At 34.9% G+C, this 14194-nt stretch carries 12 protein-coding genes; 9 read left to right on the forward strand and 3 right to left on the reverse strand.

Annotated features, from left to right (window positions below; all coding sequences use genetic code 11):
• Nucleotides 1-149: 149 nt before the first annotated feature.
• Genes recA through tgt form a run of 9 tightly spaced genes read left to right on the forward strand, consistent with a single transcriptional unit; the run spans nucleotide 150 to nucleotide 9334 of the window.
• Nucleotides 150-1190 carry a recombinase RecA gene (recA, locus tag U9Q18_01185; GenBank protein MEA3312974.1) on the forward strand — a complete coding sequence of 347 codons (1041 nt, stop codon included), beginning with the start codon at nucleotides 150-152 and terminating at the stop codon, nucleotides 1188-1190.
• Nucleotides 1180-1611 carry a regulatory protein RecX gene (locus U9Q18_01190; GenBank protein ID MEA3312975.1) on the forward strand — a complete coding sequence of 144 codons (432 nt, stop codon included), beginning with the start codon at nucleotides 1180-1182 and terminating at the stop codon, nucleotides 1609-1611. The genes recA and U9Q18_01190 overlap by 11 nt, the downstream gene beginning before the upstream one ends.
• 12 nt (nucleotides 1612-1623) lie before the next feature.
• Nucleotides 1624-3180: a ribonuclease Y gene (gene rny / locus U9Q18_01195; protein ID MEA3312976.1), complete on the forward strand. Its 1557-nt coding sequence runs from the start codon at nucleotides 1624-1626 to the stop codon at nucleotides 3178-3180.
• Nucleotides 3170-4804, forward strand: a complete 1635-nt coding sequence (gene uvrC / locus U9Q18_01200; protein ID MEA3312977.1) for an excinuclease ABC subunit UvrC — start codon at nucleotides 3170-3172, stop codon at nucleotides 4802-4804. The genes rny and uvrC overlap by 11 nt, the downstream gene beginning before the upstream one ends.
• 2 nt (nucleotides 4805-4806) lie before the next feature.
• Nucleotides 4807-5166, forward strand: coding sequence for a phage holin family protein (locus U9Q18_01205; protein MEA3312978.1), 360 nt, complete (start codon nucleotides 4807-4809; stop codon nucleotides 5164-5166).
• Nucleotides 5163-6416 carry a GTPase HflX gene (gene hflX, locus U9Q18_01210; protein MEA3312979.1) on the forward strand — a complete coding sequence of 418 codons (1254 nt, stop codon included), beginning with the start codon at nucleotides 5163-5165 and terminating at the stop codon, nucleotides 6414-6416. Before U9Q18_01205 ends, hflX begins: the two co-directional genes overlap by 4 nt.
• Nucleotides 6417-6447: 31 nt before the next feature.
• Nucleotides 6448-7161, forward strand: coding sequence for a CvpA family protein (locus U9Q18_01215; protein MEA3312980.1), 714 nt, complete (start codon nucleotides 6448-6450; stop codon nucleotides 7159-7161).
• Nucleotides 7162-7167: 6 nt separating this feature from the next.
• Nucleotides 7168-8196: a tRNA preQ1(34) S-adenosylmethionine ribosyltransferase-isomerase QueA gene (queA, locus tag U9Q18_01220; protein ID MEA3312981.1), complete on the forward strand. Its 1029-nt coding sequence runs from the start codon at nucleotides 7168-7170 to the stop codon at nucleotides 8194-8196.
• A 13-nt stretch (nucleotides 8197-8209) separates the two neighbouring features.
• Entirely contained in the window at nucleotides 8210-9334 is a 1125-nt protein-coding gene (tgt, locus tag U9Q18_01225; protein MEA3312982.1) for a tRNA guanosine(34) transglycosylase Tgt, read from the forward strand.
• Nucleotides 9335-9507: 173 nt separating this feature from the next.
• On the opposite strand, the gene aspS is transcribed toward tgt, so the two are convergent.
• The 3 genes from aspS to tyrS all read right to left on the reverse strand — a co-directional run bounded on the left by aspS (nucleotide 9508) and on the right by tyrS (nucleotide 13791).
• Complete coding sequence (gene aspS / locus U9Q18_01230; protein ID MEA3312983.1) at nucleotides 9508-11259, reverse strand: aspartate--tRNA ligase; 1752 nt, start codon at nucleotides 11257-11259, stop codon at nucleotides 9508-9510.
• Entirely contained in the window at nucleotides 11252-12514 is a 1263-nt protein-coding gene (gene hisS, locus U9Q18_01235) for a histidine--tRNA ligase (protein MEA3312984.1), read from the reverse strand. The genes aspS and hisS overlap by 8 nt, the downstream gene beginning before the upstream one ends.
• 80 nt (nucleotides 12515-12594) lie before the next feature.
• Nucleotides 12595-13791, reverse strand: coding sequence for a tyrosine--tRNA ligase (tyrS, locus tag U9Q18_01240; GenBank protein ID MEA3312985.1), 1197 nt, complete (start codon nucleotides 13789-13791; stop codon nucleotides 12595-12597).
• Between the last annotated feature and the right edge of the window lie 403 nt (nucleotides 13792-14194).

The raw sequence follows: 14194 nt of genomic DNA on the forward strand, positions 1-14194 counted from the left end.
TTGTAATGGGGCATGCTACCGGCATTGAAATTATTAAAAGTGAGCTTACAAAGTTTGGGCCGATTTATACATCAATATATAAATTTGGTTTCCGTTAAAAAATAAACTATAATAAAGAAACAAATTTATTAGAAAAGAGAGGTAACGATATGGCAGGAAGTAAGGATAAATTCAAAAAAGAGCAGACCAACAAAGAAAATGCCTTAAAACTTGTTATGGCACAAGCCGAAAAGCAATTTGGCAGAGGTGCTGTGATGCGTTTGGGTGACAAACGAGTTAATTTTAACATGGATGCAATTCCTACTGGAATTTACTCACTTGATATTGCACTTGGTGTTGGAGGCTTCCCAAGAGGGAGAGTTGTTGAAATTTTTGGACCGGAGGGAACAGGCAAAACAACGCTTGCACTTGAAGCAATTGCATCTGCACAGAGATTGGGTGGGAAAGCACTTTTTGTGGATGCGGAACATGCTTTTTCGTCTGAATATGCTGCAAATCTGGGAATTGATGTGGATAACTTGATTGTTTCTCAGCCCGATTATGCAGAGCAAGCACTTGACATTATTGATATGTTTGTAAGGTCGGCCGCAGTGGATATTTGTGTACTGGATTCTGTTGCGGCACTTGTACCAAAAGTAGAGCTTGAAGGGGATATGGGGGATTCTTATATGGGTCTTCAGGCCCGTTTGATGTCTCAAGCTTTAAGAAAACTCACTGGTTCAATTAGCAAATCAAAAACCAGTGTACTATTTGTTAATCAGTTAAGAGAAAAGATCGGGGTTTTTTTTGGTAATCCTGAGGTGACTCCGGGTGGCAGGGCTTTGAAATTTTATTCATCCGTGAGGCTGGACGTGAGGAGAGTGGAGAGATTAAAATATAAAGGCGAGACATATGGAAATAGATTGAAGATTAAAGTGGTGAAAAACAAAGTAGCTCCACCCTACAAGGAGGCTCTTGTCGATTTAATTTTTGGCAAAGGCGTAAGCAGAGAAGGAGATTTATTTGATATAGGAGTAAATGCTGATATTATTACAAAGGCTGGCTCTTTTTATTCCTATGGAGAGGTAAAACTAGGGCAGGGAAGAGATAATTCACTTCAATTTGTAAAAATGCATCCGGAACTATTTGGTAAAATAGAGAAAGAAGTGATGAACAAATTCTTCCCTAAGAATAAAACGAATGCACAATGATGAGCAATCGGCATTCAACTATTCGTTATATTTACTTTCATTTAAAGATTATTCTGAATATGAATTAAGAAAGAAATTAGTAGGTAAATTTGATGTTTGTTTTATTGATAACACTATCACAAAATTAAAGGAGAAAGGACTGCTTTCCGATAAGCAATATGTGGAAAAGATAATAAGAAGATATGGGAGTATTAAGAAATATGGATATTTTAAAGTGGAGCATGAGCTCCGTAGACGTGGTTTGAAAAAAGAAGTCTATGAAAATCTTTTAAACGAGATATATACTGAAGCTAAAGAGGAAGAAAATGCTCTATCTATTGCATTTAAAAGGCCACGTGAGAAACTAGGGAAATATCTCTTAAGCAGAGGTTATCGTTCATATATTGTTCGGAAAGTCCTTGCCCTTTTGGAAAAAGAATAGGAGGTGAGGATTTTGTTAAGAGGAGAAGTACCATATACTGTTTATCTTACAATTAGTATAGTGATGCTTGTTTTAGGTGTGGTTCTAGGATATGTGTTTGGATCATATATATATAGAACGAAGATTGGCTCTCTTGATGAGTATGCAAAGAAAAAGAAAGAGGAAGCAGAGCGAGAAATTCAGGCAGGGAAAAGAGAGCAGAGAATACAATTAAAGGAAGAGATTGAAAGAAAACAAGAAGAACTTGAAAATAAATTTCGTTTAAAGCAAAAAGAACTTCAAGAAATTGAAGATCGACTTATCCGAAAAGAAGAAACTGCAGATAGAAAATTTTTAACTCTGGAGAAAAAAGAAAAAGAACTTTCATATAAAGAAAAAGAACTTGGTCAGCTAGAGCAGGAATTAAAAGGGAGTGCTCAAAAAATAGATCAGGAACTTTCCCGTGTTGCAGGGCTTTCAACAGAGGAAGCAAAGCAGATTATTTTAGATAGAATGGACAAGGCTCTGGAACATGAATATGCCAAGAAAAGAAACGAAAAAGAAGAAGATTTACGAGAGGCTGTTGAGAGAAAGTCGAAAGAAATCCTATCAGGTGCGATGGAAAAATGTGCTGCAGATTATGTGTCAGAAACAACAGTTTCCATTGTTCCTTTGCCATCCGATGAATTAAAGGGAAGAATTATTGGAAGAGAAGGAAGGAATATACGTACTTTTGAAACGTTGACAGGCGTAGATATACTTGTTGATGATACTCCAGAGGCTGTAACACTTTCTTGTTTTGATCCTATTAGAAGGGAAGCGGCAAAAAGAGCATTAGAGCATCTAATTCTAGATGGAAGGATACATCCTGCAAGAATAGAAGAATTTGTTCAAGAAGCTGAAAAAGACGTGGAACAGGATCTATTGAAAGAGGCAGAAGATGTTTTAGTATCACTTTCTGTTCATAATATTCCTATTGAGTTAAAAAAGCTTATAGGAAAAATGAAATTTAGAACAAGCTATGGACAAAATCTTATGAGACATTCTATTGAAGTTGCAACTATTGCAGGGATTTTAGCTTCTGAGCTTGGCGAAAATTCTGCACTTGCAAGAAGAGCTGGTTTATTGCACGATATCGGAAAGGTAATGGCAAGTGAAATCGAAGGTCCTCATGCGCTGATTGGTGCGGATTTACTCAGGCGTTATAATGAAGATCCTGCTGTAGTCCATGCTGTATCTGCCCATCATAACGAGGTAAAACCTGAAACTATTTTGGACGTGATGATACAAATAGCTGATACGGTTTCTGCATCAAGGCCAGGAGCAAGGCGAGAAAATCTAGAATTGTATATAAAAAGACTTGAAGACATTGAAAAGATTGCAATGTCAGTTCAGGGAGTAAAAAAGGCTTATGTTGTACAGGCTGGAAGGGAACTTAGAATAATGGTAAACCCTGAAGATATAGATGAAGAAAAAGCATTAACAATTTCCCACGATGTGGCAAAACAGATAGAGAGGGAAGTTGTTTACCCCGGCATTATAAAAGTAACAGTTGTAAGAGAAACTCGTTATATAGATTATGCAAAATAGCCTCTTATTTCCAGAGGAAATAAAGTATCTCCCCTCTTGTCCCGGAGTATATATTATGAAGGGTATTAAAGGGGAGATACTTTATGTAGGTAAAGCAAACATTCTTAAAAAAAGAGTTCAATCATATTTACGTCCCTCTGATCCTAAAACGACTGTCTTGGTTAAGAAAATAAAGACTGTTGATTTTATTGTAGTAAATTCTGAATCCGAAGCGCTTCTTCTAGAGAGTAATCTTATCAAAAAATATAAACCATGGTTTAATATAGTGCTTGTGGATGATGTAAACTATCCATATATAAAGATAACAGATGAAAAATACCCCAGATTTTTGAAAGTGTACAGAAGGAGAGGTAAAAAGGGTGAATATTTTGGACCATTTCCTCATGGGAAGGCAATACAACTTAGCATAAGGGCACTTAGAAAAGTATTTCCCGTAAGGACATGCAACATAAAGATACCGGATGGTAAAAAAATAGAGCCGTGCCTTTTATACCATATGGGGCTTTGCTCTGCGCCATGTGCACACAAGATTACTGCAAAAGAATATAATAAAATTGTCGAATCGCTAAAGTTTTTTTTAAGAGGAGAAGGAAATAAAATCGTTGAAACATTTAAAAAAGAGATGGAAAAAGCAAAAAACGATCTTGATTTTGAAAAGGCAGCTATATTCAGGGATGAATTGGAAGGGATTTTATCGATTTTGGAGAAACAAAGAGTGGTTAGTGAAAAAAATGTGTCTTTCGATTTATTTGCCCTGGTAACAGAGGGGAAATTAGGTTGCATTACTGAAGTAAGTGTGAGGAACGGGAGAATTATTTATTCTTATCCTTTTATACTGAGTGTTCCCCTACAGAAAGAAAAGGGAGAGATTATGCAGGAATTTTTTCTTATGCATCCATTTCATCTTAATAGCAGTAAAATTTATGTGGAATCAGTTCTTCCCGATAAAGAATTAGTAAAGGAATTTGTGAAAGAAACAAAAGGATTTAAAATTCAGTTTGCTACTCCACGCGGAAAACTTCAGAAAGATATTTTATCTGTAGCGCAGGAAAATGCATCTACGCATCTAAGGAATTATACAGAGAAGCGTAAGGGATCAAAAAATAAAAAAGCACTCAACGGGTTGAGAAATGTTTTTCATCTCAAAGAGCTTCCTGTGCGTATTGAAGGGTACGACATTTCTAATATTTCGGGAAAAGATGCTGTAGGTTCAATGGTCGTTTTTACAGAAGGGAAGCCAGACAAAAATGAATACAGAAAATTTCGAATTAAATATGTAGAAGGGCCAGATGATTATGCTATGCTAAAAGAAGTATTGTTCAGAAGGTTCAAAAACGATTCAGCTTCTTTTAAGAGAGATCCTGATATCATTCTGATTGATGGTGGGAAAGGGCAATTAAGCGCGGCAATGAAAATTAAAAAGTTGATGGAACTAAAAGTATTTGTTGCATCCCTTGCAAAAAAAGAAGAGCTAATTTTTGTAGAAGAAAGGAATGAACCCATAAAACTTTCAAGGGATTCAGAGGAGCTTATGCTTTTGCAGCGTGTCAGAGATGAATCTCATCGCTTTGCAAAAGCATATTTTCAAAAAGTGCACAAGAAATCTATGTTAAAGGAGGCGTAAGCATGAAAAGAAGAATTATAGCTTCTTGGATTATTAACGCTATTTCATTTTTTATTGTAAGCCAAATTGTGGCGGGAATGCAATTTGAGAATTTTGTAAGTATATTGCTGGCGGGTATTGTGCTTGGCATTGTAAACGCTACACTGAAGCCACTCTTTATTGTAATTTCTCTTCCTATAAGCGTGCTTACACTGGGTCTATTCCTTATCATTATCAACGCTATAATGCTTGAAATTGTAGTGGCAATTGTCCCAGGATTTTCACTTGTTTCTTTTTGGACAGCTATATGGGGATCTATTCTTTTGTCGATTGTGAGTATGATTATTATGCATGTGTTGTTTCCAAGGCGGAGAACTGCTTGAAAGAGCAAGATAAAGCTATATTGGTTGAGATTGTAGAGCCGGGTAAACGGGAAATTTCTTTAGATTCTTTTGAAGAATTTAGAACGCTTGCTCAAACATTAAATCTTGAGATTGTTGCAGAGACGACGCAAATCATAAAACAACCAAATTATGCATTTTTTATTGGTAAAGGCAAGCTGAATGAGATTAAGCAGATTGTGAAACTGCTTGAGCCTAAATATGTTTTCGTTAATGCTGCACTTTCATACCTTCAACTTAAGAATATTTCAGCAGAGGTTGGCATTCCCTGTATTGATAGGGCTCATCTTATTCTTATGATATTTGCCATGAGAGCTAAAACAAGAGAAGGGAAGTTGCAAATAGAACTTTCTGAATTAAAAATGCGTCTTCCCGATATTGTGCACAGCGAGAAATTTCTTGACCAACAGGTAGGTTCAGAGATTGGATTAAAAGGACCTGGAGAAAAAAAGATAGAGGTTAGGCGGAGATTTGTTGAGCGTCGAATTAAAGTTTTAGAAAAGAAGCTATTAACTATTGGAAAGCAGAGAGAATTAAGAAGGAAGAGGAGAAGGAAAAGCAACATACCGATAATTGCAATTGTTGGATACACAAACAGCGGTAAATCTACACTTTTAAATGGAATTACGTCATCTAACGCATACGTTGAAAATATGCTTTTTTCAACCATTGATACTCTTGTAAGAAAGGGCAACTTAAATGATGGCACAGAAGCATTATTTGTGGATACAATTGGCTTTATAAGGGATTTTCCGCATCCTTTGATATATGCTTTCCATTCTACTCTCGAAGAGGTTTTAGATGCATGGATTATTTTACATGTTGTGGATATATCTGTACCAGATTTTAGAGAGAAAATTGATTCTATGGAGGAAACCTTACTAGAGTTAAAAGCTTCACATATTCCGCGAATACTTGTTTTTAATAAAACTGACAAAATTTCGGATGAGAAACTTCTGCAATATAAAAACTTGTTTAAAGAAGCTGTTTTTATTTCTGCACTGAACGGGGAAGGAATAGATAATCTCAAGGACAGAATTAGAAAAGAACTTTCGCTGTTATTTATAAGGCGTACTATACTTGTTCCTTATACAGAGCAAAGCATTATTGCGATGGCTTATAAGGAAACAAGAGTATTGGAGCGGAGAGATAGTGAAGATGGAGTTTACCTTACTATTGAGGGATTTAAAGGAAATGTGGAAAAGTTTGAGCAGTTTTTTGTATTTCCTTGAAAATCTTTTTTTTATGTATAAAATTTAGTTTATGAACGGCATAAATTATGTAGATGTGGCAATATTTGTCCTTCTTCTTATTGCTGTTGTTCAAGGAATAAGAAAGGGTATTGTAATTCCTATTTTTGATATTGTAGGGCTTGTTGCAGGATGGTTTATTGCAAAAACTAATGCTTTTGTATTTGGCATTTACCTGGATAGCCGATTCAATATAGGTTCATATTTTTATGATAAAGTATTTAACATTGTAAAGCTTCCACCAGAAGTAGGCAATTTGCCTGCAGATAATACAACTGTTATCAATGCGATTAAAACACTACATTTCCCTTCTTTTTTGCAGAATCTTTTTTTTGAAGGGACAATTCCTTCCGGATTTACAGTACAGCAGTTTTTAGCAAGCAGGATTTCACAGAGTATTGTTACAGGTATTGCTTTTCTTGTTATTCTGCTTGGGGTATTCATACTGTTTAGGATAGCAGGAGTAATTGTTAGAAGAATAGTTAGAGTGAGCCCTTTTTTAAAATGGTTTGATTCATTTTTTGGTGCTTTGCTGAAATTTGTTTTTACATATGCGATTATATTTATTATTATACAGGTAATTCTTTCTGCCTATGGTTATTTGCATCTTACAGAGAATGAATTTATTTATCAAATAGAAACATCAAAATTTTATACAATTGGTGTAAAGATTTTCCCAATAATAAAAGAAAAAATCATTCTTCTTATTGTTTCTGCTGGTCAATAATTTTTTATGAAGATAGAAGATTTTAATTATAATTTGCCAGGGAATCTTATTGCACAGCACCCTATATATCCAAGAGATTATGCAAAACTTATGGTACTAAATAGGAAGGACAAAAGTATTTGTCACCGTCGATTTTATGACATTATTCAATATTTTCACAAAGGGGACATACTTGTACTTAACGATACAAGGGTGATACGGGCGCGAGTGAAAGGATTAAAGGAAGGAACAAAAGGAAAGAGAGAAGTTTTTCTTTTAAATTATTTAGGTAATTATCGATGGGAAGCTCTTGTCAGTCCTGCTAAGCGAACGCATAAAGGCGATAGAATCCTTGTAGATAAAGATAATGGGATATACGTTGAGATAGAAGAGAGAGGACTAACCGGAGAAAATGTTGTGCGGTTTGAAGCTCAAGAGTTGTCAATGGAGGAGATTTTGAAAATTGCAGGCAATATACCTCTTCCCCCGTATATAAAAGGAAAAATTGCAAATGAAGAGGAATACCAAACTGTTTTTTCAGAAAGAGATGGGGCAGTTGCAGCTCCTACTGCGGGGTTGCATTTTACAGAAAATCTTTTAGAGAAGGTAAAAGAAAAAGGTGTAAAAGTAGTATACATCACTCTGCATGTAGGCCTGGGTACATTCAGGCCTGTGAAAGAGGAAATTGAAAAACATAAAATGCACAGTGAAGAATTTTTCATTTCTGAAGAAACAGCACAAATTATTAATGAATCAAAGTCGACAGGAGGAATGGTGTTTGCATGCGGGACAACAACAGTAAGATCGTTAGAAACAGCTGCTACTTTTAAAGGAGTTTTAAAACCAATGAAGGGCAAGACGCGGTTGTTTATAAAACATGGATATCCTTTTAAAGTTGTCGATGCAATTATAACGAATTTTCATTTTCCCCGCACAACGCTTCTTATGCTTGTTGCTGCATTTGCTGGGATGGATTTTATTCTTGATGCATACAATGTTGCCGTAAAAGAATGTTATAGATTTTATAGTTTTGGTGACGCAATGCTTATTATATAGGAGAAGATAAAAAATGGAAGATATTAAGTTTAAAATTGTTAAAAAAAGCAGTGAAACAAGAGCGCGCATAACAGATTTTGAGACGGCGCATTCTATTATTGAGACTCCCGTCTTTATGCCAGTTGGAACGCAAGCAACTGTTAAAACTCTTACTTCAGATGAAATTGATGAGATGGGGTTTAAAATTATACTTGGTAATACATATCATCTTTACTTGCAGCCTAGCGCAGATGTAATAAAAAAGGCAGGTGGGTTGCATAAGTTTATGAATTGGAAACATGCAATTCTTACGGATAGTGGTGGATTTCAGGTATTATCGCTAAAAGAGATAAGAAAGATTGAAAAGGATGGTGTAATGTTTCGTTCATTTATTGATGGTTCAAAGCATTATTTCACTCCAGAGAAAGTTATAGATATTGAAGAAAAGATTGGAGCAGACATTATTATTCCTCTTGATATATGCGGAACATATCCCTCAAACCGGGCTCTGGCTGACAGGGAGCTTGATATTACGCTTGATTGGTCCGAGAGGAGCTTGAAAGCAAAAACCAGGGACGATCAAGTTATGTTTGGCGTTATCCAGGGGAGTTTTTATGAAGATTTGAGAAAAAAAGCAGTGGATGGTATTTTGTTGTTAGGTTTCCCTGGAGTAACGCTTGGGGGTTTAAGTGTAGGGGAAGAAAAAGAACTCACAAAAGAAATGGTTGATTATACTGTTTCGATTTTACCTGAGGATAAACCACGGTATCTTATGGGTGTGGGTGACCCAATTAGTATTCTTGAGTATGTGAAACTCGGAGTGGACATGTTCGATTGTGTTCTTCCTACACGTGTTGCTCGTAATCGCACTCTTTTTACAAAGAACGGTCCTATAAAAATAACAAAAGCAATTTATAGGGAAGATTTCACTCCAATAGAGGATGATTGTGATTGCTATACTTGCAGGACATTTACCAAAGCATACTTAAATCATCTATTTAAAGCAAGAGAATTTCTTGCAGGAAGACTAGCTACAATTCATAATCTTTTTTTTCTTCAAAAATTAATCCTGAATATAAGAAAGTCTATCGAGGATGATAATTTTCTTGAATTCTACGAGGGTTTTAAGAAAAGATATCAACAGGCGAGCTATAAATAACCAAGTACATTTTGCTTTCACTTGTTAGATTTGAAAATGTGTAAAACTCCCACCGCAAGTTCAAGGTTAACCGGAAATAATTGTCTTTTGGGGCTACAACGGTGATTCTTTGCGAAGCGATTAGAAAATGGTCATTCTGTGCCTGCTTCTTTTTTTACTTTAGTTAAACTACTCTATCTTTTTTTAATCTGAATACCAAGATCATCTAATTGCTCTTTTTTGACTTTATTGGGTGCATCTGTCAGAGGAGATATTCCTGCTGTTGTTTTAGGAAAAGCAATTACATCTCTTAAACTTTTTGCATTACTCATAATCCATACAAGTCTGTCAAGGCCAAAAGCAATACCCCCATGTGGAGGGGCTCCCAGTTTCAGTGCTTTGAGAAGAAAGCCAAATTTATTTTCTGCTTCTTGTTCTGTCAACCCTATTGCATTAAAGACGCGTTTTTGAAGAATTGGGTTGTGAATTCTGATACTCCCACTTCCCATTTCATTACCATTTAAAGCCAAATCGTAAGCAAGGGCATGAAGATTGTCTTTGTCTTCATCTATTTTGTCTAACTCTTCAGGATTTGGCATAGTAAAGGGATGATGTTCTGTTTCATATCGATTTTCTTCTTTGTTAAATGAAAAAAATGGAAAATCTGTGATCCATATAAAGTTCCATTTTTCTTTTGGAATGAGATCAAATTTTCTTGCGAGGAAAAGTCTGATTTTTCCTATTATTTCAAATCCATTTTTTTTATTTACAATAAAGAGTAGCGCAATATCATTATTTTTACCATTTTTAAGAAGTATTTCTTTTTCCGTTTCGTCAAGATATTTTGCATAGGAGGAAGATATTCCGTCATTTATTTTAAACTCCAGGAATCCGGCTACTCCTTGTTCTTTTATTTCTTCTTTTAGGATATCAATTTCTTTTCTTGAAAGTTTTGCACAGCTGGGGACAAACAATGCAAGAATTTTTTGTCCTTTTTCTATACTGTTTTTAATTAAATTAAACTTGCTTTCTTTGAAGAAATTTGTTAGATCTTTTATCTCCATTCCGAAACGTGTATCTGGTTTGTCAGAACCGTAACGGAGCATTGCTTCGGCATATTTTATCCGCGGAAACGGAGTGACAATGTCTGTATCCAATACATCTTTAAACATTTTTTTATACATACCTTCGGTAAGGAGCATTATGTCCTCCTGGTTTACGAACGACATTTCAATATCAATTTGTGTGAATTCCGGCTGTCTATCCTGTCTTAAATCTTCGTCTCTAAAACATCGTGCAATCTGAAAATATTTTTCAAAACCTCCTACCATAAGGATTTGCTTGAAGAGCTGAGGAGATTGTGGAAGTGCATAGAATTTTCCTTTGTTCAATCTGGATGGTACGATAAAATCTCTTGCTCCTTCTGGTGTGCTTTTTGTGAGAATTGGTGTCTCAACATCTATGAAATCTTTTTGAATTAGATAATTTCTGATGCTTTGAACTATTTTTGCTCTTAATTCAAAGGTTTTTCTTACTTCAGGTTTTCTCAAATCAAGATATCTGTATCTTAATCTTACTATTTCGTCAACATCCTGTCCGGCAAACGGATTAAAAGGAAGGTCTTCTGCTTCCGAAAAAATTTCTGCAGTTTCTATCTCGATTTCTATTTTTCCTGTTTTTAGATTTGGATTTTCTGTTTCACGTTTTTTAACTATACCCTTAATTCCTATTACTGATTCTGTTTTCAGTGTTTGGAATTTTTTGAATAGTGTTTTGATTACTGTATCGGGGTTTAGAACGATTTGAACAATTCCGGACCTGTCTCTAATATCTAAAAAAAGAAGTCCACCAAGGTTTCTTTTTTTTTGTATCCAGCCATTAATGGTTACACTGCTTCCTATTTCTTTTTCTGTTATATCTGCGCAGTTTATTGTTCTTTTAAGCATTTTTTTCTCCTTTTGTGTAATTTTTAAGGAATGTTATAATTTGATCTGATGGTATTTCTTTTTGTTCTTTTGTTTTCATATTTTTAATCTGTAGGACTCTTTTTTCTTTTTCTTCTTCACCAAGTATAATTGTGTAGAATGAATGTTGTTTTGCACTTCTTTCAAGCTGTTTTTTGAAGTTCCCACCTTTTGTATCCATTAGGACAATAAAACCGTTATTCCGTAATATGCTTGCAATAGCTATTGCTTCTTTTAGAGCATTTTTTTGATATGCTATATATATTGTAGGTTGTTTTTCAACTGTTTTCTCTTCTGCTTCTAAAATTGCTATAAGTCGTTCAATGCCTATTGCAAAGCCCACTGCTGGTACATGGTGTCCACCCAGTTCTTCTATGAGATAGTCATATCGGCCGCCTCCGAGCAGTGCGTTTTGTGCGCCAAGATTTGTTGAGACGACTTCAAATACCGTTTTTGTATAGTAGTCAAGGCCTCTTGCAAGATTGTTATCCAGTTCAAATGGGATATCCATTAATGTTAAATCTTTTTTTACAGCATCAAGGTGTTCCTTGCATTCTTCGCATAAATAATCAGCAATTTTAGGAAGCGATTTTTTTAGCGCATTACTTTCTTTTTTACAGTCTAGAATGCGCAACGGGTTGGTGTAAAATCTTTTTTTGCAATCGTCGCATAGATCATCGTAGCGTGGTTTAAGTGCATTTTTTAATGCATCTTTATATAATGGCCTGCATTTTTTGCAGCCTATGCTATTTAATTTAACCTTTATTTCCTTAAGGGAGAACCGTTTTGCTATGGTAAATGCGAGTGAGATAACTTCTGCATCAAGTAGTGGCGAAATGTCGCCAATGGCTTCTACTCCGAATTGATAGAATTCTCTGTACCTACCTTTTTGTGGTTTTTCATATCTAAAGCATGGGCCTATATAATACAATCTTAGTGGAGAAGGTATGGTTTCGAAGTGATGTTCAACGTAACTTCTTGCTATAGATGCAGTAATTTCAGGCCTCAAAGTAAGGCTTCTTCCGCCTTTATCTTCAAATGTATACATTTCTTTTTCTACGATATCAGTATCTTGCCCAACTGAACGTTGAAAGAGCTCCGTGTATTCAATAATAGGCGTTACTATTTCTGTATAACCATATTGTTCTGCAGTTTCTGATAAAACTCTTTTGCTATACTGAAAGAATTTGATATCTTTTCCGTATGTATCTTTACAGCCTTTTACTGTTTTAATCATAAATTTCTCCTTTTATGATATTATTTTATCATTTCTTTTGCAAATTAAAATTATGTAAAAATAGTGAATTAGTTTTTTGTTTATATTATGATTCTGAAAAATTTTAATTTGCCTATTTTTAGTACGTCCCCTTTTTTTAATGGTATCGTGTTTTTAAAGTCTTTTACTTTTTCTCCGTTTATCTGTATTCCTCCCTGCTTGATAAGTCTTTTTGCATCTGATTTTGATTTTACAATACCTTTTTCATTAAGCATTGCTACAATATTTACTTTGCCATCTCGGATGAATTTTGATATGTTGAGTTCTTCCATATTCTTGGGCATTTCTTTTTTACTGAAGATATTTTTAAAATTTTCTTCTGCTATGTTTGCATCTTCTTGCGAGTGAAATAAAGTTACAATTTCTCTTGCAAGCTGCATTTTTAGCTTCATTGGATTTTCTTTTCCATCTTGTATAATTTTGTCTATTTCTTTTGTTTCCTTTTCTGGTTTCTGCAGGATAAGAGAATAATATTCTGATATTAATGTGTCTGGTATGGACATCACTTTTCCAAACATTGTACCAGGATTTTCTGTTATCCCTATGTAGTTTTTGAGACTTTTACTCATTTTTTTTATTCCGTCTGTTCCCCGTAAGATTGGCATAGTGATTGCGATTTGTGGCACCATATTCATTGATTCTTGTAGTTTCCGGCCCATCAGCAAATTAAATTTTTGGTCAGTTCCACCTAGCTCTACATCTGCTTTTATGGCAACAGAATCATATGCTTGCATTACCGGATAGAAGAACTCGTGAAAGAAAATAGGGGTGCCTGATTCATACCTTTTTAAGAAATCATCTCTTTCCAAAATTCTTGCAATAGTGAATTTTGATGCGATACGAATCAATTGTTCAAGTGAGATTTTTGATAGCCATTCGGAATTAAAGTGGATTTTTGTTTTATCCTTATCAAGAATTTTAAACACTTGTTCAAAATATGTTTTTGCATTTTCTTCTATCTGTTCCCTGGAAAGCGGGGGGCGTGTTTTGGATTGCTCGGAAGGGTCACCTATTAATGCTGTAAAATCTCCTATAATGAATATGACTGTATGTCCTAATTCTTGAAAATTTCTAAGTTTTCTCAGTACAATATAGTGGCCGAGGTGAAGGTCTGGTGCGGTTGGATCTGCTCCAAGCTTTATCCTGAGTTTTTTCCCACTTGCTAGCCGTTTTTTAAGTTCATCTACGCTGATAATTTCTACTACTCCGTCTTTTATCTTTTTTAATGAAGTTATCATTTTTGCCTCCTGATTAGTTGTTACATTTTAGATAAACTTTTTTCAATGTCAAATCCTTGTCTGAGTTACATGCTTTGAGACTCAGGATAATGTTTTAAGAAAATCTATGGGTGATAAATTATTAAGGCCTTTATGAACTCTCTCAGTATTATACCAGAATAGGTAATCGATGAGTTTTGAATTGAATGCATTAATATATGTAGCTAATAGATTAAGGTGGTTATTGATGAATTCTTCCTGTAGTGTTCTGTTTGATCTTTCTACGTGTCCATTGAGCCCTGGGTATGTGAAATAGATAAAGAGGTTTAGTATATTTAGTTTTAAGATATTACCTTTTTAATTTTCTTAAAGGACTTCACTGTATTTTTATTATTTCTTCTTTTATTCATACAGTATTCATCTG

Source organism: Caldisericota bacterium (genome assembly GCA_034717215.1).
Lineage (GTDB): Bacteria > Caldisericota > Caldisericia > Caldisericales > Caldisericaceae > UBA646.